Origin of the sequence: Streptomyces sp. NPDC050856 (genome assembly GCF_040653855.1) — a bacterium.
Taxonomy (GTDB): domain Bacteria; phylum Actinomycetota; class Actinomycetes; order Streptomycetales; family Streptomycetaceae; genus Streptomyces.
In genome coordinates this window covers 1-25,294 of sequence record NZ_JBFAGV010000030.1, presented here as the reverse complement: position 1 = coordinate 25,294, position 25,294 = coordinate 1, and the positions used below count along the sequence as shown (strand labels likewise).

Sequence of the window (25,294 nt, the reverse complement as noted above, 5' to 3'; positions counted from 1 at the left end):
CACCCCGGCGACGGTGGCCCTGACGGCGGCGGGCACGCCCTTCACCGTCCACGCCTACGACCACGACCCGGCCTCCCCGTCCTACGGCGAGGAGGCCGCCGAGGCGCTCGGGGTCTCCCCCGACCGGGTGTTCAAGACCCTGGTCGCGGAGGTCGACGGCGAGCTGACGGTGGCGGTCGTACCGGTCGCCGGCCAGCTCGACCTGAAGGCCCTGGCGGCGGCGGTGGGTGGCAAACGCGCCGCGATGGCCGACCCGGCGGCCGCCGAACGCACCACGGGGTACGTCCGGGGCGGCATCTCGCCACTGGGGCAGCGCAAGCGGCTGCGCACGGTGCTGGACGCGTCGGCCTCGCGGCACGCCACGATCTGCGTCTCGGCCGGCCGCCGGGGCCTGGAGGTGGAGCTGGCGCCCGCCGACCTGGCGGCCCTGACGGGCGCGGTACTGGCGCCGATCGGCCGCGGCTGAGCGCGGTCCGGCCCCGGCGGGGCGGGCGCGGTGTCAGATCCCCGGGGCGTCCCAGTCGGGTTCCGGGTCACGGGGGCCGAAGAGGGCCGTGAGGCCCAGGTGCACGAGCATCGCCGCCACCGGCCAGGCCAGCAACGCCCCGTACGCCTGGAGCTCCAGCGGCGCGTCGAACACGACACCCTCGCCGACCGCCCTGGCACGGGCCGCCACGTCGTGCGTCGGGCCCAGCAGCGTGCCGACGCCCCAGCCGAGCACCGAGCCCAGCAGGCCGCCCAGCGCGAGGCCCACGACCACCGCGATCCCGCCGTGCCGCCGCAGGAGGAAGACCACCGCGGCGCTCAGGGCGCCGAAGCCCAGCCCGAGCAGGGTGAACGTGCCGTCGGCGCCGACCGCGCCCTCGCCCTCGGTCTCCTTCAGGAACACCGCCCTGCCGTCCGAGACCAGCGGGACCCGCGGCGCCAGCCACAGCCACAGCAGCCCCAGCGCCAGGCCCGCCGCCGCCACCGCGACCAGCACCACGCCGCCCTGCCGCACCTCCGTCGCGGTGTCCGGGACGTCGTCGGCCGCGGCCGAGGCGGCCGAGGGGTAGGGCGGCGGCCAGGCGGCCTTGCCGTGCGGTGGCTGGTGAGGCGGGGTCAGCGGTGCGGTCACCCCGCCATCGTGCCAGGCCCGGTCCCGGCCCGCCTCACCGGACCGCCGCGCGCCGGTAGGCCCACGTCGCCACGGCCAGCGAGAACACCCCGACCGCCGCGCAGACCGTGAGGTCCAGCCCCACGGCCGCCCAGTCGGGGGCCGGGTCGAAGGTACGGGCCAGTGCCTCGACCCCGTACGTGGACGGCAGCAGATCGCGCGCCCACCCGATCGGTCCGGGCAGCCGGTCGGCGGGCAGGACACCCAGCAGCAGCGCCGCCGACATGCCCAGCTGCCCCAGCAGCGTGGCGAGTTCCTGCCGCGGGGCGAGCAGCCCGAGCGCCGCGCCGAGCCCGGCCAGGGCGGCCCCGGCGAGCGGGACGACGGCGGCCAGCACCCACAGGTGGGTCAGCGGGAGCTGGAAGAGCACCGAGCCGATGACGGCCGTGACGACCGTGCCGGGCACCGTGAAGGAGGCGTACGCGCCGGCCGCGCCCAGCACGACGGCGGCGGGCGGCACCGGCAGGGTGGCGTAGTGGTCCAGGCCGCCGGTCGCCCGGAGCTGGCCGAAGTACTGGGCGAGCAGATTGAGCGCGACGAAGGCGACCACCAGCACCGACGACCCGGCGACCACGGCCCGCGCCTCCGCGCCGCCGTCCACCACGCCGCGCATCAGGACCATGATCCCCACGGACTGGAAGGTCGCGACGAACAGCAGCGGGATGCGCGCCACCCTGGCCCGCGAGAGCTGGGCGCGGTAGACCGCGGCGAGGGCGGGCAGCAGCCGCGCGCGGGGCGCGAGCGGCGCGGTGGCCACCTCCTCGGCGGCCCGGGGGCGGACCGCGCCGGGCGAGAGAGCCTCTGCGGGCACGATGCTCACCTGACGCCGCTCCTGTCCAAACCGTCCACTACGCCGATGTTCATGCCTTGACCAGCCCTTTCGCCTCGCCGCCCAGGGCCAGGTAGACGTCCTCCAGGCTCGGCGTGGCCAGCGTGAAGTCGTCCAGTGCCGCGAACGCCGCACCACCCGTCACCGCCGCGACCGCCGCCCGGGCCTCGTCCGGGGCGAGCCGGAGCACCCATGTGCGCCCCGACTCCTGGGCGCTGGCCCGCAGTGCGGCGACCTCGGGCACGTCCAGCGGCGCCCGTTCCCGCCACACCAGCTCCACGCGCACCTCGCCGGCCACCCGTTCCTTGAGCCCGGTGGGAGTGTCGCAGGCGATGACCCGCCCGCGCTCCAGGACGGCCACCCGGTCCAGTACCGTCTCCGCCTCGATGACGTTGTGGGTCACCAGGAGGACGGTGGCGCCGTGCTCGGCGCGCCGCCGGTCGACCGCGGCCCACACCGCGCGGCGCGCCACCGGATCCATTCCGGTGGTCGGCTCGTCCAGGATCAGCAGCGGCCGGACGCCGACCAGGGTGGCGGCGAAACAGGCCAGCCGCCGCTGCCCGCCGGACAGCTTCTTCAGGGGCCGCGCGGCCAGCGCGGTCAGGCCGAGCTCCTCCAGCACGGCGTCCCGCGCGGCCCGCGCCTCGCGGGCGGGCAGGCCGCGCAGCCGGCCGGTGGTCTCGGCGGCCAGCGCCACGGTCAGCTCGTCCAGCGCGGTGGACTCCTGGCCGAGGTAGCCGATGAGGCGCGAGGCGCGCTCGGGGTGGCGCACCAGATCGTGGCCCAGCACCTCGACGGTGCCGGAGTCGGGGCGCATCAGCCCGGTGAGCTGGCGGACCAGGGTGGACTTGCCGGCGCCGTTGGGGCCCAGCAGCCCGAAGATCTCACCTCCGCGCACCTCCAGGCAGACGCCGTCGGTGGCGCGCACCTCGGGCGTCGCGGGCGCCCCGCGCCTGCCGCGCGCGGCGGGGTACGTCTTGACCAGATCCCGCACCACGCACACCGTACTCACGAGGGATGAGCCTAAAGGGTCCGGCTGCCCGGAACGCGCCCGGGGCGCTCCCGAGCCGTCCGGTCCGCTCCGCCGGGCCCCCCGCTACTCCCGTGCCTGTTCCGCCACCGGCGGGTGGTCGGCCGCCGCCCGGACGTCGATCTCGCGCCAGAAGCCGGCCCGGATCGCGTACCGGTCGTGCTCGTCGATCTGGTCGTCCTTGTGGGCCAGCAGCCCGAACCTGGCCGCGTACCGAAGCAGTTCCCCGTCGATGCGGTGCGGGATGCGCGGGTACATGGTGGACAGTTTCTGCACGTGCCCGGGCTCGGGGAGCCGTCCCATCCAGCGCCGGGCGAAGACCTGGCCCACCTCGAACGGGTCGCCGCCGACCGTGGTGATGTCCTCCTCGCGGTCGGCCCAGCGCTGTTCGGCGCTGGTCAGCTGGGCCAGGGTGGGCAGCGAGGCGGTCTCGGGCGGCTCGCCGATCTGGCTGCCGTGCCGTTCGATCCAGCCCCGGTCGGAGGACCAGCGCAGGGTGGCGTTCGCCGGCTGCGGCGGGGGCTGGGGGCCGGGGGCGCGCAGCCCGGCGGCCAGTTCCTTGGGGGTGGGGACGCTCTTGCCGCCGTTCGGGGCGCCGACCGGGACAGCGGGGGCGACACCGTCCGCGCCGGGCGTGCCGTCGCGGACGGCCGCCGCGGCTGCTCCGGCCGCCGCCCCGGCGGCGCGCTCGGCGGAGGCGGCGAGCGCCGACTCGGGCAGCGGGGCGGAGAGGATGGCGGCGATCTCCGGGCGCGGGGTGTGCGGCGTGGCGCAGCCGCCGGTGAGCTCCTTGGCCCGTACCGCCCGGGTGATCCACTGGCGGTCGAGGACCCGGCGCTCGTCGGCCTCGGCGACCAGGTCCTCTGACTGGTTGTAGTCGCCGTCGGCGGCCTGGACGGCCCACAGGTGGACGGCGACGCCGTGCTCCTTGGCGGACATCAGGCCCGGCAGGAGGTCGCCGTCCCCGGTGACCAGCACCACGTCGGAGCAGGCGCGGTTGCGGGCCAGTTCGGTGAGCTCGGCGTGCATCGCGGCGTCGACGCCCTTCTGCGCCCAGCGCCCGTCGCTGCGGGTCAGCGCGCCCAGCCGGACGGTGACGCGGGACATCACGCGCAGCCGGCGGTGCTCCGGCTGGGGTACGCGGTCGGGGGCGCCGTCGAACCAGTAGATCCGCAGCAGGGGCTGCTGGGTGTCGGCCTCGGCGCGTTCGCGCAGGGCCTGGATGAGGGCGGCGTGGTCGACGGTGATCCGGGAACGGGCCGGTTCTCCGGCGAGAAGGCTGGCGGCTGCTCCCAGCAGATAGCCGGCGTCCACCAGAACGACGCAGCGGTCCACGTGTTCCACCCTCTTTCGGGAACCTCGGGATCGGAGTTGCTTCGGTGTTCCTGAGAGTCTGCCCGACTGCCGGAGGGTTAACGGCCGGAACTGGATCATCGGCGTGGCGCATGGCCGAAGCCGTGCCCCCAGAGGGCGGTTACGCACCGCAATGATCCAAAATGCGCGGCCTGTGTGCCTATGTGAGTCTGATCGCGGCCCTGGCCCCTACACCCCCACGGAGGCATCCCATGGCCAAGAACAGGAAGTCCGAGCGCGGTCAGCAGAAGACGTCGCCCGCTGAGCGCGGCACGCAACAGGCCAGGAGCTCGTCGGTGGAGTCCTCGGCCGAGCAGCGCATATCCCAGGTCACCCCCTCCGACGTGGCCCACAAGGGCCGGCAGAAGCGCTTCGGCCACAACTGACGCCGGTCGGGCGGATGCCCGAAGGGGCGCGCCCACGAGGACGGGCGCGCCCCTTCGCCGGTGTGCGGGCGCGGCTCAGCCGGCCAGGCAGGACGGCCCGAGCAGGACCTTCAGGTCGCCGAAGAGCGCCGGGTCGGGCTGCACCCGGTGCCGGTCCAGGCGCAGCACGGTGGTCTTGCGCGGGCCCTGGAGTTTGATCCGCACCTCGGTATTGCCCTTGTGGTGGCTGAGGATCTCGCCGAGACGGCTGACCATCGGCGGGGTGACCTTGACGGTCGGGATGGTGACCACGACCGGGGCGTTGGTGCCGGCCGACGACAGGTCGGGGACCATCAGCTCCATCGCCACCAGCCTGGGCACGTCCTCGCGCTTGTCGAGACGGCCCTTGACGAAGACGACCGTGTCCTCGACGAGCTGGGTGGACACCAGCTGGTAGGTGGCCGGGAAGAACATGCACTCGATGGAGCCGGCCAGGTCCTCGACGGTCGCGATGGCCCAGGCGTTGCCCTGCTTGGTCATCTTGCGCTGGAGGCCGGAGATGATGCCGCCGATGGTGACGACCGCGCCGTCGGCGTGCTCGCCCCCGGTGAGCTGGGAGATCGACGCGTCCGCCTTGTCGGACAGGACGTGCTCGATGCCGAAGAGGGGGTGGTCGGAGACGTACAGGCCGAGCATCTCCCGCTCCTGGGCGAGCAGGTAGGACTTGTCCCACTCGATGTCGGAGAACTCCACGTCCAGCCCGAAGCCCGGCTCGCTGCTCTCCTCCTCGCCCATCCCGCCGAAGAGGTCGAACTGTCCTTCGGCCTCCTTGCGCTTGACCGCCACCACGTTGTCGATCATCGGCTCGTGGTGGGCGACCAGTCCCTTGCGGGTGTGGCCCATGGTGTCGAAGGCACCGGCCTTGATCAGCGATTCGACGGTGCGCTTGTTGCAGACGACCGCCTCGACCTTGTCCAGGAAGTCGGGGAAGGAGGTGTACTTCCCCTTCGCCTTGCGGCACTTGATGATCGACTCGACCACGTTGGTGCCGACGTTCCGGACGGCCGAGAGGCCGAAGAGGATCACGTCGTCACCCTGGGCGGCGAAGTTCGACTCCGACTCGTTGACGTTGGGCGGCAGCACCTTGATGCCCATGCGGCGGCACTCGTTCAGGTAGACGGCCGACTTGTCCTTGTCGTCCTTGACCGAGGTGAGCAGCGCCGCCATGTACTCGGCCGGGTGGTTGGCCTTGAGGTACGCCGTCCAGTACGAGACCAGTCCGTACGCGGCGGAGTGCGCCTTGTTGAAGGCGTAGCCGGCGAAGGGGACCAGCACGTCCCAGAGCGCCTGGATCGCCTCGTCGCTGTAGCCCTTCTTCTTCGCGCCCTCCTGGAAGAGGACGAAGTTCTTGGCCAGCTCGTCGGGCTTCTTCTTGCCCATCACGCGGCGGAGGATGTCGGCCTCGCCCAGTGAGTACCCGGCGACGATCTGGGCGGCCTTCTGCACCTGCTCCTGGTAGACGATCAGGCCGTGGGTGACGCCGAGGACCTCCTTGAGCGGTTCCTCCAGCTCGGGGTGGATCGGCGTGATCTCCTGCTGGCCGTTCTTGCGCAGGGCGTAGTTGGTGTGCGAGTTCATGCCCATCGGGCCCGGCCGGTACAGGGCCGAGACGGCGGAGATGTCCTCGAAGTTGTCGGGCTTCATCAGCCGCAGCAGGGACCGCATGGGCCCGCCGTCGAACTGGAAGACACCGAGGGTGTCGCCGCGCTGGAGCAGTTCGAAGGTCGTGGGGTCGTCGAGCGGCAGGCTCAGGAGATCGATGTCGATCCCCTTGTTGGCCTTCACCATCTTGACGGCGTCGTCCATGATCGTGAGGTTGCGCAGGCCCAGGAAGTCCATCTTCAGCAGGCCGAGCGACTCACAGCTCGGGTAGTCCCACTGCGTGATGGTCACGCCGTCGGTGTGCCTCACCCAGACCGGGACGTGGTCGGTGATGGTCTCGCTGGACATGATCACGCCGGCGGCGTGCACGCCCATCTGCCGCACCAGGCCCTCGACGCCGCGGGCGGTGTCGATGACCTTCTTCACGTCCGGCTCGTTCTCGTACATCGACCGCACCTCGCCCGCCTCGCTGTAGCGGGGGTGGGAGGGGTCGGTGATGCCGGAGAGCGGGATGCCCTTGCCGAGGACGTCGGCGGGCATCGCCTTGGTGATCCGGTCACCCATCGCGTACGGGTAGCCCAGCACCCGCGCGGAGTCCTTGATCGCGTTCTTGGCCTTGATGGTGCCGTAGGTACCGATCATGGCGACCTTGTCGGCGCCGTACTTCTCGGTGACGTACCTGATCACCTCGACGCGCCTGCGCTCGTCGAAGTCGATGTCGACATCGGGCATGGAGACGCGCTCGGGGTTGAGGAAGCGCTCGAAGATCAGGCCGTGCGGGATCGGGTCGAGGTCGGTGATGCCCAGCGCGTACGCCACGATCGAACCGGCCGCGGAGCCCCGGCCGGGGCCCACCGCGATGCCGTTGTTCTTGGCCCACATGATGAAGTCGGCGACCACGAGGAAGTAGCCGGGGAACCCCATCTGGATGATGACGTCCATCTCGTAGTCCGCCTGGCGCTGGCGGTCCTCGGGGATACCGCCGGGGAACCGGCGCTCCATGCCCCGCCGGACCTCCTCCTTGAACCAGCTCACCTCGGTGTGGCCCTCGGGGATGTCGAACTTGGGCATCAGGTCGCGCTTCTCGAACATGCCCGTGGTGTCGACCTGCTCGGCGACCAGCAGGGTGTTGCGGCAGCCCTCCTGCCAGGCGTCCGAGGAGTCGATGGCGTACATCTCGTCGGTCGACTTCAGGTAGTAGCCGGTGCCGTCGAACTTGAAGCGGTCGGGGTCGGAGAGGTTCTTGCCGGTCTGGATGCACAGCAGCGCGTCGTGCGCGCCGGCCTCGTGCGCGTAGGTGTAGTGGGAGTCATTGGTGACCAGCGGCGGGATGCCCAGCTTCCGGCCGATCTCCAGCAGCCCGTCGCGGACCCGGCGCTCGATCTCGATGCCGTGGTCCATCAGCTCCAGGAAGTACCGGTCCTTGCCGAAGATGTCCTGGTACTCGGAGGCCGCCTTGAGGGCCTCGTCGAAGTGGCCCAGGCGCAGCCGGGTCTGGACCTCTCCGGAGGGGCAGCCGGTGGAGGCGATCAGGCCCTCGGACCACTGGGAGATGGTCTCCTTGTCCATCCGGGGCCACTTCTGCAGCCAGCCCTCCTTGTACGCGTCGGAGGAGAGCCGGAAGAGGTTGTGCAGGCCGGTGGCGTTCGCCGCCCAGATCGTCTTGTGGGTGTAGCCACCCGAACCGGAGATGTCGTCGCGCTTCTGGTGGGGCTGGCCCCAGAGGATCTTGCGCTTGTTGCGCCGAGACTCGGGCGCGACGTACGCCTCGATGCCGATGATGGGGGTGACCCCCGCCTTCTTCGCCGAGTGGAAGAAGTCGTACGCGCCGTGCAGGTTGCCGTGGTCGGACATGGCGATGTGCGTCATGCCCATCTCGTTGCACGCGTCGAACATGTCCTTGAGCCGCGCGGCACCGTCCAGCAGGGAGTACTGGGTGTGCACGTGGAGGTGCGTGAACGGCGGCTTCGACACGGCTGCGGCTCCGGGCGGTCGGGGATGGGGGACAGCTCGGAAGTCTACGTCTCCGCGCTGACAGCCGGGGGCGGGGCGCGGGGCACTCGTCGGTACGGTCGTGCGTTGAAGGAGGCGGACGTCCCGTCCCTTTTGTCATGTACGAACCCAGGCACAGCCGTACCAGGAGGCACCCCGCGATGTCGGTCCCGCAGCCCACCGCCGAGGAGCGCGGTGAGCAGATCCTCGCCGTCTTCGGCACCGCCTTCGGCGAGCTCCTCGCCGCCGACCCGGCGGCGTTCCGGGTGAAGTTCCGGAAGATGGCCGCCTCGGCGTTCGCCTTCTACCGGGGGACGGCCTGCCTCTTCTACGCCGACCTCGACGGTGAGCCGGAGAGGGGCCCCTACCTGGACGAGCGGACCGGCCGGGTGTGGATCCACGGTGACCTGCACGCCGAGAACTTCGGCACGTACATGGACGCCACCGGCCGGCTGATCTTCAACGTCAACGACTTCGACGAGGCGTACGTCGGCCCCTTCACCTGGGACCTGAAGCGGCTGTCCGCCTCGCTGGCGCTGATCGGCTACACCAAGGCACTCAGTGACGGGCAGATCACCGACCTCGTGCGGATCTACGCCGCCGCCTACCGCGAGCGCGTCCACGCGCTGGCGGTGGGCACCACGGGAGGCGGGCCGGCGGACCTGCCGCCGTTCACCCTGGACACCGCCGACGGCCCGCTGCTCGACGCGCTGCGCGTCGCCCGCTCGCTGACCCGGTTCGGGCTGCTGGAGTCGATGACCGAGATCCGCGACTTCGAGCGCCGGTTCTCGCCCGGCGGCGGAGCGACGGAGCTGGACGCGGCCACTCGGTACAAGGTCCTGGCGGCCTTCGACGGATACCTGGAGACGCTGCCGGAGTCCAGTCTGACCCGGCCCCACTCCTACCGGGTGAAGGACGTGGTCGGCCGGCGCGGCATCGGCATCGGGTCGGCCGGGCTGCCCTCGTACAACATCCTCCTGGAGGGCAACAGCGACGCCCTGGAGAACGACGTCGTCATCTACATGAAGCAGGCCCAGACGCCGGCGGTCTCCCGCCATGTCACGGACGCCGCGGTGCGCGAGTACTTCCAGCACGAGGGGCACCGCACGGTCATCTCGCAGCGGGCCCTCCAGGCGCACGCCGACCCGTGGCTGGGCTGGACGGAGCTGGACGGGGCGGGCCAGCTGGTGGCCGAGGTCTCCCCGTACGCGGTGGACCTGGACTGGTCCGACATCGACGACCCGGCGGAGATCGCGGCGACCGTCGCCGACCTGGGGCGGGCGACGGCCACCATGCACGCGGCGGCGGACGCCGAGAGCGGGCACTCCCTGGTGCCGTTCTCCACCGAGCGGGCCATCGACGCGGCGATCGCGGCGGACGAGGAGGGCTTCGCGGACCTGCTGGTGGAGTTCGCCCACCGCTACGGGGCGCGGGCCCGTGCGGACCACCAGATCTTCGTCGACCTGTTCCGCAACGGCCGCATTCCGGGCCTGTAGCGCTCCTGGCCCACCGTTCACGGGGCGGGCGTGGCACACTCTCGGCGATGGACGAGATATCCGGGACTCGGCTCAGGGGGCTGCGGGCGGCGCTCTTCACGGCACTGGTCGTGACGCTGTCGGCCGCCTCCCACGTGCTGCTGTCCGGAGTCCCGCTGCCGCTGGTGAGCCTCGCCGCCGTCTCGGTCGGCGTGTTCGCCGCCGCCTACGCGCTGGCCGGCCGGGAGCGCGGCTACTGGCGCATCGCCGGGCTGCTCGTCCCGCTGGAACTGGCCGCCGACACCGTGTTCACCACCGGTCAGCACACGTGTTACGGAGCGCTGGGCGGCCCGGTGGCGGGTTCCCTGCGGGCCGTCGGCGTCGATGTGCTGTGCGGCGGCGACGTGGGCACCCCGCTGCCCGGGGTGGTCGCCCCGGCGGGCGGTGCCGCCGCCATGCTGCACTCCCCCACCCCCGCGCTGCCCTGGCTGCTGCTCGCCGCGCACGTCTCGGTCGGGCTGCTCGCCGCAGCCTGGCTGCGGCGCGGCGAGAGCGCGCTCGCCGGGCTGCTGCGGGCGGTGGCCGCCCTCGCCTTCCGCCCGCTGCTGCTCGCGGTCGCCGCGGTGGGCACGGCCGGACGCGAAGCCGTCCGGCGGGCCCCGCGCCCCGTGAGCCGGCCGCGCGGCTCCCGCACCCGGCTCCTCGTGCACTGCGTGGGGCGGCGCGGACCGCCCCGCCGGGCTCTGACCGCCTGAGCGGAGCAGTCCCCACCCCACACCACTGACACGGAAGACATCACCATCATGAGTGCACGCAACAGCCAGGCCAACAAGTCGGCGGCCCGCGAGCGGCTGCGCCAGGAGCGCGAGCGCCAGGCCAAGAAGGACAAGGTCCGCCGGCAGGTCACCGTCGGGGTCTCGGCCGTCGCCGTCCTGGCGCTGGCCGGCGGTATCGCCTACGCCGTGATGCAGGCGAACAAGCCGTCCGCCTGGGAGGCGGCGAAGGAGCAGGACAAGGTCACCGCGCCCAAGAACACCTCGGGCGAGAACGGCACCACCGTCGTGATCGGCAAGCCGACCGCGAAGAAGACGCTGGAGCTGTACGAGGACTCCCGCTGCCCGATCTGCGCCACCTTCGAGCAGCAGGTGGGCCAGACCATCGACAAGGACGTCGAAGCCGGCAAGTACAGGATCCGCTACGTCGGCGCGACCTTCATCGACAACGGCGTCCCCGGCGAGGGCTCCAAGAACGCGCTCTCCGCGCTGGGTGCCGCGCTCGACATCAGCCCCGAGGCGTTCCTGGACTTCAAGGCGGCGCTCTACTCCGCGCAGTTCCACCCGGAGGAGACGGACGACAAGTTCGCCAAGGACTCCTACCTCCTGGACATCGCGAAGACCGTCCCGGCGCTGAAGGGCAACGCGCAGTTCAAGAAGAACGTCGAGGACGGCACCTTCGACGCGTGGGCGCTGAAGATGTCCGAGACCTTCGACAAGAGCGGGGTCAAGGGCACGCCGTCGCTGAAGATGGACGGCAAGTTCGTCACCGACCAGGGCGGCAAGAACGCCCCCATGACGTCGGCCGACTTCACCACCGCGATCGACAAGGCGCTCAAGGGGTAAGCAGGACACGGCTTTCGGCCAACGGGCGGGCGAACTCTGCGGAGTTCGCCCGCCCACCTGTTCGGCCGGTCAGTAGTCTGATCGGCCGTGACCAGTCGAAACCTTTCCGCTGTGAGCATGCCCGCTCCCAGCCGCCGCGCGGTCGTCAAGGCCGCCGCCGCCACCGCCGTCGCCGCTCCCGTCCTCGCCTCCGCCCCGTCCGCCGCCGCGGACGTCAGGACCGCCGTCTTCCTCCACGGTGTCGCCTCCGGCGACCCGCTGCCGGACGGGGTGCTGCTGTGGACGCGCGTCACGCCCGCTCCGGACGCCCTGCCCGGATCGGGCAAGGGCCCCGACACGGAGGTGAGATGGGAGGTCGCCGAGGACCGGGCCTTCACCCGAACCGTGGCCGGGGGCTCGGTCGTCGCCACGGCCGCCTCCGACCACACCGTCAAGGTGGATGTGAGGGGCCTGCGCCAGGCGACCGACTACTACTTCCGCTTCACCGCCGGGACCGTCCTCTCGCCCGTCGGGCGCACCCGCACCACCCCGGCCCCCGACGCCGCCACGCCCGGTGTCCGCTTCGGGGTGGTCTCCTGCGCCAACTGGGAGGCGGGCCACTTCGCCGCGTACCGCCATCTCGCCGCCCGCGCCGACCTGGACGCCGTCCTGCACCTGGGGGACTACATATACGAGTACGAGTCCGGCCGTTATCCCGCACCGGACCGTGTCGTGCGCCCGCACGAGCCCCGGCACGAGATCGTCACGCTCGCCGACTACCGGCTGCGGCACGCCACCTACAAGACGGACCCCGACCTGCGGGCGCTGCACGCCGCGCATCCGGTGATCGCGGTCTGGGACGACCACGAGATCGCCAACGACACCTGGTCGGGCGGCGCCGAGAACCACACGCCGGGCGCCGAGGGCGACTGGGCGGCCCGGGTCGCCGCGGCCAAGCGGGCGTACTTCGAGTGGATGCCGGTGCGCGCCTCCACCGAGGGCACCGTCTACCGCCGGCTGCGCTTCGGCAAGCTGGCCGACCTGCACCTGCTGGACCTGCGGTCGTTCCGCTCGCAGCAGGCCTCGGTGGGCAGCGGCCAGGTCGACGACCCGGACCGCACGCTCACCGGCCGGGCTCAGCTCGACTGGCTCAAGGCGGGGCTCGCCTCCTCCGACGCGGCCTGGAAGCTGGTCGGCACCTCGGTGATGATCTCACCGGTCGCCTTCGGTTCGCTGCCCGCCCACCTGCTGGGGCCGGTGACCGAGTTGCTGGGCCTGCCCAAGGGCGGTCTCGCCGTCAACGTGGACCAGTGGGACGGCTACACGGACGACCGCCGCGAACTGCTGGCCCACCTGACCGACCGGGGCATCCGCAACACCGTCTTCCTCACCGGCGACATCCACATGGCCTGGGCCAACGACGTCCCGGTGCGGGCGGCGACCTACCCCAAGTCGCCCTCGGCCGCCACGGAGTTCGTGGTGACCTCGGTGACCTCCGACAACCTGGACGACCTGCTGCGGGTCGCGCCGGGCACGCTCTCGGTGGTGGCGAGCACCGCCATCAAGGCCGCCAACCGCCATGTGAAGTGGCTGGACATGGACCACCACGGCTACGGAGTCCTCGACGTCACGGCCGAGCACTCACAGATGGACTACTACACCGTGTCCGACCGGACGGACCCGGACGCCTCGTCCGCTTGGGCCCGGTCCTACCGGACGGCGAGCGGCACGCAGCGGGTCGAGCGGGTCCACGCGCCGGTGCGCTGACGCGACGGCAAGGGACCTTTTCCAGCCAATCCGGCCCGTGCCGGCGCACCGGAGCGGGACCGCGGCGGGTGGTGCGTCGCGGGCGGACACCCGGACGCACCACCCGGGCGCGGCGCGTGTCGGACACGGAGGCCCCCGAGCCCGGCACGCGCCGGGGGCGTCATCCCCGCAGGCCCTCCAGGAAGGCCAGCGCCGTCCGCCAGGTCCGTTCGGCGGCGTCCTCGTCGTAGTCCGGCAGGCCCGGATCGGTGTACAGGTGCCCGGCGCCCGGATAGCGGTGGACCTCGACGTCCGCCCCGGCCCGCCGCATCCCCAGGTACCAGGCGTTCAGCCAGTCGTGCGGCTCGAACGGGTCGGGGTCGGCGATGTGCAGTTGTACGGGCAGCTCGTCCACCGACGCGTTCTCCGCGAGGTCGGAGGTGCCGTGCAGCAGCAGCAGTCCGCGCGCCTTCTCGTCGCCCAGCGCGAGGGTCTGCGCGATGGACGCGCCCAGCGAGAACCCCGCGTACACGAGCCCCTGCTCCGAGTACGGGGCGGCGGCCAGGACGGCCCGCCTGAGCAGCTCTTCCTTGCCGATGCGGTCCTTGAGCGCCATGCCCTCCTCGACCGTGCCGGCGGTTTGCCCGTCGAAGAGGTCGGGCACGCGCACGTGGTGCCCGGCGGCACGCAGCCGCTCAGCCGCTGCGTCCACGGCCGGGCCCGGACCGTAGACCGAGTGAAAGAGCATGATGTTCATTCGGCCCATCCTGCCAGTTAGCTTCGGAGCCATGGAGAACGTACTGCGCCCCTTGACCGTCGTCGGTGGCTCGGTCGTGGTCACCCTGCTGGCCGGCTACCTCGCCGACCTGCTGCTGCGCCGAGCCGATGCCCGGCATCACGACACCCCGCTGTGGGGGCTGCTGCGCCGTTGCCGGCTGCCCCTCCAGGTGGTCCTGCTGACCGCCGCGCTGCGCGGCTCGTACCGCCAGGCGGGCTGGAAGATCATCGACGATCACAAAGCCGCCATCGGCCAGGTGCTGAGCCTGGTGCTGATCGGGGCGAGCGCCTGGCTCGTCGTGCGGATCGCCGCGGCCATAGTGGAGTCGAGCTACGCCCGCTACGCCTCCGGATCGCGCGACGCGGCCCGGGTCCGCCGGGTGCGCACCCAGGTCACGCTGATCATGCGGATCGTCACCGCGGTGGTCGGGGTGGTCGCGGTCGCGGCCATGCTGCTGACCTTCCCCGACTTCCGGACCATCGGCACGTCGATGCTGGCCTCCGCCGGCATCATCGGCATCGTCGCCGGTGTCGCCGCGCAGTCCACCCTCGGCAACATCTTCGCCGGCTTCCAGATCGCCTTCGGCGACATGGTGCGCATAGGGGACACCGTGGTGGTGGACGGCGAGTGGGGCGTGGTGGAGGAGGTCACGCTGACCTTCCTGGCCGTACGGACCTGGGACGAGCGCCGGATCACCATGCCGGTGTCGTACTTCACCAGCAAGCCGTTCGAGAACTGGTCGCGCGGCGGTGCCCAGATGACGGGCACGGTCTTCTTCCACCTGGACCACTCGGCGCCGGTCAGCCTGATGCGCGAGAAGATCCAGGACATCCTGCGCGCGTGCCCGGCCTGGGACGGGCGCGACTGGTCCCTCGCGGTGACCGACACCACGCCCAGCACGATGCAGGTCCGGGCGGTGGTCACGGCCAAGGACGCGGACGACGTCTGGACGGTGCGGTGCGCCGTGCGCGAGCAGATGATCGCCTGGCTGGTCGAGAAGCACCCCTACGCCCTGCCGCGCATCGCCACGACGGCGGCCTCGCTGCCGGCGGACGGTCAGTGGCCCGAGCTCGGCAAGGCGGACGGCCGCCCGCCCCGGGCCGCCGAGATCCACAGCAACAACGCGGACGGCTACCCCCTGGAGGACGAGCGGCGCCCGGGGGCCGGACGGCTCGACGGCCACCACCGCCTGGACAAGGACGGCGTCCGCACCGGCCGCGGCTGATCCCGCGGGCCGGGTGCGCCGTCCCGGCAGGCCCCTGACGCGCCCGTGGCTCCGGGTGAGCCACGGGCGCCCGCACGCCCGAGCGGCGGCACCGCCCCCGGGCCCCGGGCGCCCGGCTGTGCCCTCCGGGCCCGGTCGCGGCCGAGCGGGGCCGGCCGGCCCGAGCGGGCCGGGTTGGGTACCGCGCCACGGGGCGGGCGGCACGGCCCCCGGCACGCTCGCCGGCAGCCGCACGGCACGGCGCACCCCGCCGCGGGGTCACCTCAGGCTGTGGACGTCCAGCTGGCGCAGGACCCGGTCGACGATCTCCGGGTCGGCGCCCGGTTCGCTGCGGGCGGCCAGGACCTCGTGACGGGCGGCCGACAGCAGCTCGCGCTGAATGCGCTGGATCGTCCTGAACCGCTCCGTGCGCTTCATGAACGCCGAGCGCCGCTCCTCGTCCACCATGTCCGGGCTGATCCTCGCCCCCACGTCGTACGCCACCCGGTGGAGCCGTTCCTGGAGCTCCTCCGGCAGTTCCTCGACCTCCTGGATCTCCTTCAGGCGCCGCTTCGCGGCCTTGGCGGCGCGCAGGGCCAGACCCCGCTCCAGGTCGCGTTCGGCGTCCGTGTCGGCGCGCACGCCCAGCCTGCGGACCAGCCAGGGCAGGGTGAGGCCCTGGACGACCAGGGTGGCCATGATCACGCAGAAGGCGATGAAGACGATCTCGTCACGGAGCGGGAAGGGCGCCCCGTCGTCCGTGTGCAGCGGAATGGCGAGGGCCAGGGCGACGGACGCCACCCCGCGCATCCCGGACCACCACATGACGACGGTCTCCCGCCAGCTCATGGGGATCTCCTCGCTGACGTCCCGCCGCGTGTGCAGCCGCTTGGCCAGCCAGGTGGCGGGCAGCAGCCACAGCAGCCGTACGCCCACGACGCAGGCGACGACGCACGCGCCCCAGCCGAGCATCCGCAGTTCGCGCCCGTCGGCCGTGCCGAAGACGTTGTGCAGTTCCAGGCCGATGAGACCGAAGGCGATGCCGGTGACGAGGGTGTCGACGATCTCCCAGAAGGTACGGCCGGCCAGCCGGCCCATCACGTCGTCGGCGTCCGCGGCGTGTTCGGCCAGGTAGAGGGCGGTGACCAGGACCGCGAGCACCCCGGAGCCGTGCAGTTCCTCGGCGAGCACGTAACTCACGAAGGGCACCAGCAGGGTGAGGCCGGTCTGCAGCGTGGCTTCGCCGACCACGCCCATCAGCTTGTTGGTGAGCCAGCCGAGCGCCACTCCGACGGCGATGGCGACCACGGCGGAGAGCACCAGTTCACCGGCCGCCCCCGGCCAGGAGAAGGTACCGCCGACCACCGCCCCGACCGCCACGTGGTAGAGCACGATCGCGGTCACGTCGTTGAACAGCCCCTCACCCTCCAGGATCGACACCAGGCGGCGCGGCAGCCCCAGCGAGCCGGCCACGGCGGTCGCGGCGACCGGGTCCGGCGGGGCGACGAGCGCGCCCAGCACCACCGCGGCGGCGATCGGCAGACCGGGGACCACGGCGCTGGCGACGGCCGCGACAGCAGCGGTGGTCACGAAGACCAGGGCCACGGCGAGCAGGAAGATGGGCCGCTTGTTGGCGGCGAACTGGCGCCAGGAAGTGCGCTGGACCGCCGCGTACAGCAGCGGCGGCAGCACCAGCGGGAGGATGTAGTCGGGTGGGATCTCGACGTTCGGCACGAAGGGCAGCAGCGCCAGTACGATGCCGGCGAGCGTCATCAGCACCGGCGCGGGCAGCCGCAGCCGCTCCCCCAGGGGTACGGTCAGCACCGCCCCGAGCAACAGCGCGAGCAGCAGAGCCAATTGATCCACGGTGCGTCCTTCCGGCCCCTCGGGCCCCGACGGTCAGCGCCTCAACCCTGCCACGCGTTACCGCCGAACCGGGTCAATACGCCTGCCACCGCCTGGAAGGGGTCATATGCCCGGGATGTCGGGATGCTCTACAGGCTGCGCCGCATCGCGAGGTGCGGGATCCCCGCGTCGTGGAACTCCGCGCCGTACGCCGCGTACCCCAGCCGCTCGTAGAACCCCACCACCCGGGTCTGCGCGTGCAGGTCCACCGCCGTCAGGCCGCGGGCACGGGCAGCGTCCTCGATCGCCCGCACCAGCGCCGCACCGGCCCCCAGGCCCCGCGCCGCCTCGGTCACGGCGAGCCGCCCGAGCGAGCCGACGCCCTCGTCGCCGCCCGTCCGGCCGGCCGCGTCCGCCCCGTACAGCAGCCGGCCCGTACCCAGGGCGGTCCCGTCGCCGCGGCGGACCGCCAACACATGCACGGCGGTGCTGTCGTGGGCGTCGTACTCCAGCTCCGCCGGTACGCCCTGTTCGACGACGAACACCTCACGGCGGACCGCGAAGGCCGCCCGCCGGTCGGCCTCGGTCACGGCCTCGCGTACGACGAACTCGGTGAAGTCCGTCACGCGCTCTCCGCGGCGATCCTGTCCAGCGCGTTCTGCAGGTCGGCCGGGTAGGTGCTGGCGAACTCGACCCACTGGCCGTCCGACGGATGCTCGAAACCGAGCCGCACGGCGTGCAGCCACTGCCGGGCCAGGCCGAGCCGCTTGGCCATGGTGGGGTCGGCCCCGTAGGTCAGGTCGCCGACGCACGGGTGGCGGTGGGCCGACATGTGCACCCGGATCTGGTGGGTGCGGCCGGTCTCCAACTTGATGTCCAGCAGGGAGGCCGCGCGGTACGCCTCGATCAGGTCGTAGTGCGTCACCGACGGCTTGCCGTCCGCCGTCACGGCCCACTTGTAGTCGTGGTTGGGGTGCCGCCCGATCGGCGCGTCGATCGTCCCGCTCAGCGGGTCGGGGTGGCCCTGGACCAGCGCGTGGTAGCGCTTGTCGACCGTGCGCTCACGGAACTGCTGCTTGAGCAGCGTGTACGCCCGCTCGGACTTGGCGACGACCATCAGCCCCGAGGTGCCCACGTCGAGGCGGTGGACGATGCCCTGCCGCTCGGCGGCGCCGGAGGTGGAGACGCGGTACCCGGCCGCGGCCAGGCCGCCGATCACGGTCGTCCCGGTCCACCCGGGGCTCGGGTGCGCGGCCACGCCGACCGGCTTCACGATCACGACGATGTCGTCGTCGTCGTGCACGATCTCCATGCCCTCGACCGGCTCGGCGACGATCCGCACGGGCGCGGGCGCCCCGGGCATCTCGACCTCGAGCCACGCGCCACCGCTGACTCGCTCGGATTTGCCGACGACGGCGCCGTCGACGAGCACCTTCCCGGCAGCGGCCAGCTCGGCCGCCTTGGTGCGGGAAAACCCGAACATACGGGCGATGGCGGCGTCGACGCGCTCGCCTTCCAGGCCATCGGGAACGGGCAGCGTTCGGATCTCGGGAATCGTGCTCACCCGTCGAGTATGCCTTGTCAGTCCTTGTGGACGGTCCCGTCGGGGTCCAGCCCCTTGAAGGAGAGGATCACGATCAGGACCCCCCCGCAGACGATCGCCGAGTCCGCGAGGTTGAAGACGGCGAAGTGCGCGGGCGCGATGAAGTCCACGACCGCGCCCTCGAAGACGCCCGGCGCGCGGAAGATCCGGTCGGTGAGGTTGCCGAGCGCGCCACCGAGCAGCAGCCCCAGCGCGATCGCCCACGGCAGGCTGTACAGCTTGCGCGCCAGCCGCACGATCACCACGATCACCACCGCGGCGATGACCGTGAAGATCGCGGTGAAGGCCTCGCCGATGCCGAACGCCGCGCCGGCGTTGCGCACCGCCCGGAACGTCAGCAGGTCACCGATGACCTCGATCGGCTCGTGGTGCTCCAACTTGGCCACCACGAGCATCTTGGTGCCGAGGTCCAGCAGGTACGCCACCAGAGCCACGGTGAACAGCACGAGAATCTTGCGCTTCCCCCGGGGCCGCTCGGCGGGCGCCGCGGCCCCGTCGTCAACATCCGGCGTACCGATGATGCGCTCCGCCTCTGCCACGTGAGTCCCTCAACCTAGGTGCCTGACTGTGCACGAGGGTACGGCACACGCGTACGGAATCAGCCTCGGCGTTCCTGTTTCTGCTTGTCCTCCACGCACAGGGTGGCCCGGGGAAACGCCTGCATCCTGGCCTTGCCGATCGGCTCGCCGCAGACCTCGCACAGCCCGTACGTCCCCGCGTCGAGCCGCTGGAGCGCGTGCTCGGACTGCTCCAGGGTGGCCCGGGCGTTGGCGGCCAGCGCCATCTCGTGCTCACGGGTGATGTTCTTGGTGCCGGTGTCCGCCTCGTCGTGGCCCGCTCCGTCCCCGGAGTCCCGCATCAGCCCGGACAGCGCCTCCTCGGAGGCGGTGATCTCGGCCTGCAGCCTGGCCACCTCGGACTCCAGCTCGGCGCGTGCCTCGGCGACCTCCTCCGACGTCCAGGGGTCCTCCCCGGGCCGTACGGCGAGCTCATCGGGCGCCACCTCGGCGATTCCACGCGACTGGGGCACCGCCGATACGGCCGCAGCGCCGTCCCTGCCCGCCGCCGTGGTCACGTCCGCGATCTTCTTTGCTGCCACCGTCCTGGCTCCTGTCTGCTCCGCGGCCTCGGCCGCCCCCTCGGCCGCGGATGCGGCCTGCTTCGTGGCCGTCCTGGCCACGGCCTTCCTGGCCGCGCCCCTGGACGCCGCCGCCTTCTTGGCCGGTGTACTCGTTCCCGACTCCACGGCCTCCTTCACCGGACCCTCCCGGGGCACGGCCTCGACACCCGCGCCGCCGGCCGGCGACCGGGACCGTCGGGCGGACACGGCCGCCACCTGTTCACCGGCGTCGGCGTGCTCGGCCACGGCCTTCCTGGCCGCCGTCCTGGAAGCCGCCGCCTTCCTCACCGGCCGCGCTTTCCGCCCTGTGGCCGGCGCCTTCCCGGGGGAAGGCTCCCCGGCGGAGGTCTCCCCGGTGGAGGGCTCCTCGGCCGCGGTCTTCTTCGCGGTGGGCGAGTTCCGGGCGGCGCCCTTCCCGCCGGGCGGTTTCCGGTCCACCGGTCCGCCGGCGGATGGCTTCCCGGCGGCGGCCCTCTTGACACCCGGCTTCCCGGCCTCCCCGCCGGCCCGCTTCCCGCCACCCGACTCCTCAGCGGCCGACGGCTCCTTCGCCGTGGCCCTCCTGGCAGCCGGCTTCCGGCCCGGGGCCCGAGCGGCGGGTGGCTGCTCCCCGGCGGCCTTCTGGGCGCGGGTCCTGCGGGCCGCCACCTGCCGGACCGGTACCTCCTCGGCCGGGGTGTCCACGGGGGCGGTCTTCTTGGACGCCCTCCCGGCGGTGGACTTCCTGGCGCGGGCCTCCTCGGGCGCGGCCTCCTCGGCGGGGGCCCTCTTGGACGCCGGCCTCCCGGCCCGGCCCTCCTCGGCAGCGGACCCCTTGCCGACCGACTTCCCGGAGGTCGCCTTCTTGGAAGCCGCCTTCTTGGAAACCGCCTTCTTGGCCGGGCCCTTCTCGGCCGGGCCCTTCTCGGCAGCGGGTTCCCCAGTCCTGGCCCTCTTGGCGGCCGTCTTCCCGGCCGGAGCCTCCTCGGCGGCGGCTTTCGCGGCCAGAGCCCTCCCGGAGGGCCCCTTGGCCGCGGGGCCGCTCCCGGCCGCCGTCCCGGACGCGGACCTCCCGGCCGGGGCCTCCCCGGCGGCACTCGTCCTGTCCTGGGCCTTCTCGGCCTGGGCCTTCTTGGTCTGGGCCTTCTCGGCCTGGGCCTTCTTGGCCGGCGTGCCCCCGGCCGCGGTCCTCCCGGACGCCGGCGCCGCGCCACGGGCCTTCCCGGTGGCGGGTCCCTCCGCGGCCGGGGTCTTCTGGGCCGACGCCCTCGTGGCCGGAGACTTCCCGGCGGACGCGCGCCCGGCGGCCGGAACCGCCTCGCCCGCCCGCTCGGCCCGGCCCTTCCCGGCCGTCGTCCTCCTGGCCCCGGACGGGGCCCCGCCGCCCGCCGGCGCGGGCGGCGGGGCGGCCACCTCCCGGGCGCCCGCCCGCTTCGCGGCCGTGCTGCCGCCGCTCGCCCGCCCCCCGGCCTGCTTGGTCAGCGCCTCCTTGGCGGCGGGCCGGCCCGCGGCCGTCCCGCCCGCGCCGGCCCCGGCTGTCCCGCCCGCGCCGGCCCCGGCTGTCCTCTTCGCGGCGGCCTTCTTCGCGACAGCGCTCTTCTTCCCCGTCGGGTCCTTCGCCGCCGCGTTCGTGGCGGTGGATCTCGCGGACGCCGTCCTCTGCACGGCGGTCTTCTTCGCCACCATCCCGCGGCCCCTTCACATATTGTGATCTTGCTCGCGAATCGTGCTGGGACGATAAATCGACTCCAGCCCCGCGGCAACGGGGCACGCCGCCGGTTCCGGTCGCTCCATGTCCGCGGCAAGGCGAACCTGCCTCCGTTGTGCCCAGCTCCCCGCCCGGTAATCCGCCCGGTGACCGGCCCCTGGACGCCCCTGCCGCCCCCTGGGCACCATGTGGCCATTCGGGTCACGCGGCGGACCCCGGAAAACCGGTCGGCCGCCCCTCCTCCAGCCCCTTACACTGGGCGCAGCGAAAGGCTTGGATGGGGACGAGTAGCGTCGTACGCAGCCATGAGCGACCCGGGGACGGTGCGAGCCCGGGGGCGTGCCCGATGTGAAGCATCACCCCGGAGCCGCCGGAAGAACGCCGCAAGGCCAGTAGAACCGGCATCGCGACCCGAATGAGGGGGCTCAGGACGCTCACGAGGCGCCCGGGGCCAAGGAGGGTGGTACCGCGGGAGCGCACAGGCTCTCGTCCCTCCGACGGAACGAGAAACTGTCCGCCGGAGGATTCGATGACGCAGTACCGCTCGGTACCCGCCCAGGTCGACCTGCCCGCCCTCGAGCACGCCGTGCTCGATTTCTGGCGCGAGCACAAGGTCTTCGCCAAGAGCCTCGAGCAGTCCGAGGGCCGCCCGGAGTGGGTGTTCTACGAGGGCCCGCCCACCGCCAACGGCATGCCGGGCGCCCACCACATCGAGGCCCGCGTCTTCAAGGACGTCTTCCCTCGCTTCCGCACCATGCGCGGCTACCACGTCGCCCGCAAGGCCGGCTGGGACTGCCACGGCCTGCCGGTCGAGCTCGCCGTCGAGAAGGAGCTCGGCTTCTCCGGCAAGAAGGACATCGAGGCGTACGGCATCGCGGAGTTCAACGCGAAGTGCCGGGAGTCGGTGACCCGCCACACCGACGCGTTCGCCGAGCTGACGACCCGCATGGGCTACTGGGTCGACCTGGACGACGCCTACCGCACCATGGACCCCGAGTACGTGCAGTCCGTGTGGTGGTCCCTGAAGGAGATCTTCGACAAGGGCCTGCTGGTCCAGGACCACCGCGTCGCCCCCTGGTGCCCCCGCTGCGGCACCGGCCTGTCGGACCACGAGCTGGCGCAGGGGTACGAGACGGTCGTCGACCCGTCGGTCTTCGTCCGCTTCCCGCTGACCTCCGGCCCGCTCGCGGGCGAGGCGGCGCTCCTGGTCTGGACGACCACCCCCTGGACGCTGGTGTCCAACACCGCGGTGGCCGCCCACCCCGACGTCACCTACGTCGTCGCCACCGACGGCCACGAGAAGCTGGTCGTGGCCCAGCCGCTGCTGGAGAAGGCCCTCGGAGAGGGCTGGGAGGCCACCGGCGAGTCGTTCACCGGCGCCGAGATGGAACGCTGGACGTACCAGCGCCCCTTCTCGCTGGTCGGCATCGAGGGCGCGCACTTCGTCGTCAACGCCGACTACGTGACGACCGAGGACGGCACGGGTCTGGTCCACCAGGCGCCCGCCTTCGGTGAGGACGACCTCAAGGTCTGCCGGGCGTACGGGCTGCCCGTGGTCAACCCGGTCCGCCCCGACGGCACCTTCGAGGAGGACCTCGACCTGGTCGGCGGCCAGTTCTTCAAGAAGGCCGACGAGGCGCTCACCGCCGACCTCCAGGCCCGGGGCCTGCTCTTCCGGCACATCCCGTACGAGCACAGCTATCCGCACTGCTGGCGCTGCCACACGGCGCTGCTGTACTACGCGCAGCCGTCCTGGTACATCCGCACCACCGCCGTCAAGGACCGCCTCCTCGCGGAGAACGAGAACACCAACTGGTTCCCGGACTCGGTCAAGCACGGCCGGTTCGGCGACTGGCTGAACAACAACATCGACTGGGCGCTCTCCCGCAACCGTTACTGGGGCACTCCCCTGCCGATCTGGCGCTGCGAGGACGACCACCTCACCTGCGTCGGCTCGCTCGCCGAGCTGTCCGAACTGACGGGCACCGACCAGTCGTCCCTGGACCCGCACCGTCCGTACATCGACGACGTGACCTTCCCCTGCCCGACCTGCCGGGAGACGGCCACCCGCGTCCCGGAGGTCATCGACGCCTGGTACGACTCCGGCTCGATGCCGTTCGCGCAGTACGGCTACCCGTACAAGAACAAGGACCTCTTCGAGAAGCGCTACCCGGCGCAGTTCATCTCCGAGGCCATCGACCAGACCCGCGGCTGGTTCTACACGCTGATGGCCGTCGGCACGCTGGTGTTCGACAAGTCGTCGTACGAGAACGTGGTCTGCCTCGGTCACATCCTGGCCGAGGACGGCCGGAAGATGTCCAAGCACCTGGGCAACATCCTCCAGCCGATCCCGCTGATGGACCAGCACGGCGCGGACGCCGTGCGCTGGTTCATGGCGGCGGGCGGCTCCCCCTGGGCGGCGCGCCGCGTGGGCCACGGCACGATCCAGGAGGTCGTCCGCAAGACCCTCCTGACGTACTGGAACACGGTCGCCTTCCAGGCGCTGTACGCCCGTACGGCGGGCTGGGCGCCGTCGGCCGAGGACCCGGCCCCGGCGGACCGTCCCGTCCTCGACCGCTGGCTGCTCTCCGAGCTGCACGCGCTGACGGACCAGGTGACGCAGGCGCTGGAGGCCTACGACACCCAGCGCGCCGGCAAGCTGCTCTCGGCGTTCGTCGACGACCTGTCGAACTGGTACGTCCGCCGCTCCCGCCGCCGCTTCTGGCAGGGCGACAGGGCGGCACTGCGCACCCTGCACGACGTGGTGGAGACCGTCACGCGCCTGATGGCGCCGCTGACCCCGTTCATCACGGAGCGGGTCTGGCAGGACCTGGTCGTCCCGGTGACCCCGGACGCGCCGGAGTCGGTCCACCTGTCCACCTGGCCGGAGGCGGACCTGTCCGCCATCGACCCGGCCCTCTCCTCCCAGATGGCGCTGGTGCGCCGCCTGGTGGAGCTGGGCCGCGCCACGCGCGCGGAGTCCGGCGTCAAGACCCGGCAGCCGCTCTCCCGCGCGCTGGTGGCGGCGGCGGGCTTCGACGCCCTGTCGCCGGAGCTGCACGCGCAGATCACGGAGGAGCTGAACGTCAGCTCCCTCGCGTCCCTCTCCGAGGTGGGCGGCTCGCTCGTCGACACCACGGCCAAGGCCAACTTCCGTGCCCTGGGCAAGCGTTTCGGCAAGGGCGTCCAGGACGTGGCCAGGGCCGTGGCGGCGGCGGACGCGGCCGCCCTGTCCCTCGCCCTGCGCGAGGGCGGCGCGACCCTGGAGGTGAACGGCGAGACGATCACCCTGGCCCCGGACGAGGTGATCATCACCGAGACGCCCCGCGAGGGCTGGTCGGTGGCCTCCGACGCGGGGGCGACGGTCGCCCTGGACCTGGAGATCACCCCGGAGCTGCGCCGTGCCGGCCTGGCCCGTGACGCGATCCGGCTCATCCAGGAGGCCCGCAAGAACAGCGGCCTGGACGTGGCGGACCGGATCGCGCTGCGCTGGACGTCCACGGACCCGGAGGTCGCTTCGGCGCTCATGGACCACGAGCGGCTGATCGCCGAGGAGGTCCTGGCGACCGACTTCGCGGCCGGTGAGGCCGACGACGCCTTCGGTGGTCCGTTCACGGACGATTCCCTGTCGCTGGCGTTCCGTCTCCGCAAGGCGTAACCCGGCGAGGCGAGGGCCCGGTCACCCGTGGGGGTGGCCGGGCCCTCGCCGTCGCGCCGGCCCGTGACCGGGGGCGCGGGCGCGGGCCGGCGTGCGCGGACGGAAAAGGGCCGGGGGGCCAGGCGGGTAGTGCGGGGGCCCCGCCCAGGAACACAGCCGGCCGCCCGCAAACGGCGGCCGGCGCCAACCGCCC

General features: G+C 72.4%; 19 protein-coding genes. 8 read left to right on the top strand and 11 right to left on the bottom strand.

The features are described from left to right. Positions 1 to 13 precede the first annotated feature (13 nt). Positions 14 to 466 carry a Cys-tRNA(Pro) deacylase gene (gene ybaK, locus AB0H53_RS23495; protein ID WP_362116770.1) on the top strand — a complete coding sequence of 151 codons (453 nt, stop codon included), beginning with the start codon at positions 14 to 16 and terminating at the stop codon, positions 464 to 466. Between the two features lie 33 nt (positions 467 to 499). On the opposite strand, the gene AB0H53_RS23490 is transcribed toward ybaK, so the two are convergent. The 4 genes from AB0H53_RS23490 to AB0H53_RS23475 all read right to left on the bottom strand — a co-directional run bounded on the left by AB0H53_RS23490 (position 500) and on the right by AB0H53_RS23475 (position 4,359). Further along, on the bottom strand, positions 500 to 1,117 hold the full coding sequence (locus AB0H53_RS23490; RefSeq protein ID WP_362116627.1) for a DUF2567 domain-containing protein: 618 nt from the start codon (positions 1,115 to 1,117) through the stop codon (positions 500 to 502). A 34-nt stretch (positions 1,118 to 1,151) separates the two neighbouring features. Beyond that, entirely contained in the window at positions 1,152 to 1,976 is an 825-nt protein-coding gene (locus AB0H53_RS23485) for an ABC transporter permease (RefSeq protein WP_362116624.1), read from the bottom strand. Between the two features lie 40 nt (positions 1,977 to 2,016). After that, a complete protein-coding gene (locus AB0H53_RS23480) occupies positions 2,017 to 2,988 on the bottom strand; it encodes an ABC transporter ATP-binding protein (RefSeq protein WP_362116767.1) in 972 nt (323 codons plus the stop codon). A 93-nt stretch (positions 2,989 to 3,081) separates the two neighbouring features. Further along, positions 3,082 to 4,359, bottom strand: coding sequence for an NYN domain-containing protein (locus tag AB0H53_RS23475; protein ID WP_362116622.1), 1,278 nt, complete (start codon positions 4,357 to 4,359; stop codon positions 3,082 to 3,084). A gap of 221 nt (positions 4,360 to 4,580) precedes the next feature. Here AB0H53_RS23475 and AB0H53_RS23470 point away from each other — a divergent pair, with 221 nt between their 5' ends. Beyond that, positions 4,581 to 4,754, top strand: a complete 174-nt coding sequence (locus AB0H53_RS23470; protein WP_362116620.1) for a hypothetical protein — start codon at positions 4,581 to 4,583, stop codon at positions 4,752 to 4,754. 75 nt (positions 4,755 to 4,829) lie between these two features. On the opposite strand, the gene dnaE is transcribed toward AB0H53_RS23470, so the two are convergent. Further along, positions 4,830 to 8,369, bottom strand: a complete 3,540-nt coding sequence (gene dnaE / locus AB0H53_RS23465) for a DNA polymerase III subunit alpha (protein WP_362116617.1) — start codon at positions 8,367 to 8,369, stop codon at positions 4,830 to 4,832. A gap of 179 nt (positions 8,370 to 8,548) precedes the next feature. Between dnaE and AB0H53_RS23460 the strand changes: the two genes are divergently transcribed. The 4 genes from AB0H53_RS23460 to AB0H53_RS23445 all read left to right on the top strand — a co-directional run bounded on the left by AB0H53_RS23460 (position 8,549) and on the right by AB0H53_RS23445 (position 13,227). Further along, a complete protein-coding gene (locus AB0H53_RS23460) occupies positions 8,549 to 9,883 on the top strand; it encodes a DUF2252 domain-containing protein (protein ID WP_362116614.1) in 1,335 nt (444 codons plus the stop codon). Between the two features lie 47 nt (positions 9,884 to 9,930). Continuing rightward, positions 9,931 to 10,617: a hypothetical protein gene (locus tag AB0H53_RS23455; protein WP_362116611.1), complete on the top strand. Its 687-nt coding sequence runs from the start codon at positions 9,931 to 9,933 to the stop codon at positions 10,615 to 10,617. Positions 10,618 to 10,665: 48 nt separating this feature from the next. Beyond that, positions 10,666 to 11,481, top strand: a complete 816-nt coding sequence (locus AB0H53_RS23450) for a DsbA family protein (RefSeq protein WP_362116608.1) — start codon at positions 10,666 to 10,668, stop codon at positions 11,479 to 11,481. A gap of 117 nt (positions 11,482 to 11,598) precedes the next feature. Continuing rightward, the gene (locus AB0H53_RS23445) at positions 11,599 to 13,227 is read left to right on the top strand and encodes an alkaline phosphatase D family protein (RefSeq protein WP_362116606.1); all 1,629 of its coding nucleotides are present in this window, start codon (positions 11,599 to 11,601) and stop codon (positions 13,225 to 13,227) included. A gap of 160 nt (positions 13,228 to 13,387) precedes the next feature. Here the strand turns inward: AB0H53_RS23445 and AB0H53_RS23440 are convergent, their stop codons facing one another. Beyond that, the gene (locus AB0H53_RS23440) at positions 13,388 to 13,972 is read right to left on the bottom strand and encodes a dienelactone hydrolase family protein (RefSeq protein WP_362116603.1); all 585 of its coding nucleotides are present in this window, start codon (positions 13,970 to 13,972) and stop codon (positions 13,388 to 13,390) included. A 22-nt stretch (positions 13,973 to 13,994) separates the two neighbouring features. On the opposite strand from AB0H53_RS23440, the gene AB0H53_RS23435 reads away from it, so the two are divergent. Next, complete coding sequence (locus AB0H53_RS23435; RefSeq protein WP_362116600.1) at positions 13,995 to 15,209, top strand: mechanosensitive ion channel domain-containing protein; 1,215 nt, start codon at positions 13,995 to 13,997, stop codon at positions 15,207 to 15,209. 258 nt (positions 15,210 to 15,467) lie between these two features. Here AB0H53_RS23435 and AB0H53_RS23430 read toward each other — a convergent pair whose 3' ends face one another. From AB0H53_RS23430 to AB0H53_RS23410, 5 genes are all read right to left on the bottom strand, one after another. Next, positions 15,468 to 17,054, bottom strand: a complete 1,587-nt coding sequence (locus AB0H53_RS23430) for a Na+/H+ antiporter (protein WP_362116597.1) — start codon at positions 17,052 to 17,054, stop codon at positions 15,468 to 15,470. 128 nt (positions 17,055 to 17,182) lie between these two features. Continuing rightward, positions 17,183 to 17,659 carry a GNAT family N-acetyltransferase gene (locus AB0H53_RS23425; RefSeq protein ID WP_362116594.1) on the bottom strand — a complete coding sequence of 159 codons (477 nt, stop codon included), beginning with the start codon at positions 17,657 to 17,659 and terminating at the stop codon, positions 17,183 to 17,185. After that, positions 17,656 to 18,597 carry an RluA family pseudouridine synthase gene (locus AB0H53_RS23420; RefSeq protein ID WP_362116591.1) on the bottom strand — a complete coding sequence of 314 codons (942 nt, stop codon included), beginning with the start codon at positions 18,595 to 18,597 and terminating at the stop codon, positions 17,656 to 17,658. The genes AB0H53_RS23425 and AB0H53_RS23420 overlap by 4 nt, the downstream gene beginning before the upstream one ends. A gap of 17 nt (positions 18,598 to 18,614) precedes the next feature. Further along, positions 18,615 to 19,175, bottom strand: coding sequence for a signal peptidase II (gene lspA, locus AB0H53_RS23415; RefSeq protein WP_362116589.1), 561 nt, complete (start codon positions 19,173 to 19,175; stop codon positions 18,615 to 18,617). Positions 19,176 to 19,234: 59 nt separating this feature from the next. Then, positions 19,235 to 21,421, bottom strand: coding sequence for a TraR/DksA C4-type zinc finger protein (locus AB0H53_RS23410; RefSeq protein WP_362116586.1), 2,187 nt, complete (start codon positions 21,419 to 21,421; stop codon positions 19,235 to 19,237). A 551-nt stretch (positions 21,422 to 21,972) separates the two neighbouring features. Between AB0H53_RS23410 and ileS the strand changes: the two genes are divergently transcribed. Next, the gene (gene ileS, locus AB0H53_RS23405; RefSeq protein WP_362116583.1) at positions 21,973 to 25,101 is read left to right on the top strand and encodes an isoleucine--tRNA ligase; all 3,129 of its coding nucleotides are present in this window, start codon (positions 21,973 to 21,975) and stop codon (positions 25,099 to 25,101) included. The last annotated feature ends 193 nt before the right edge of the window (positions 25,102 to 25,294 follow it).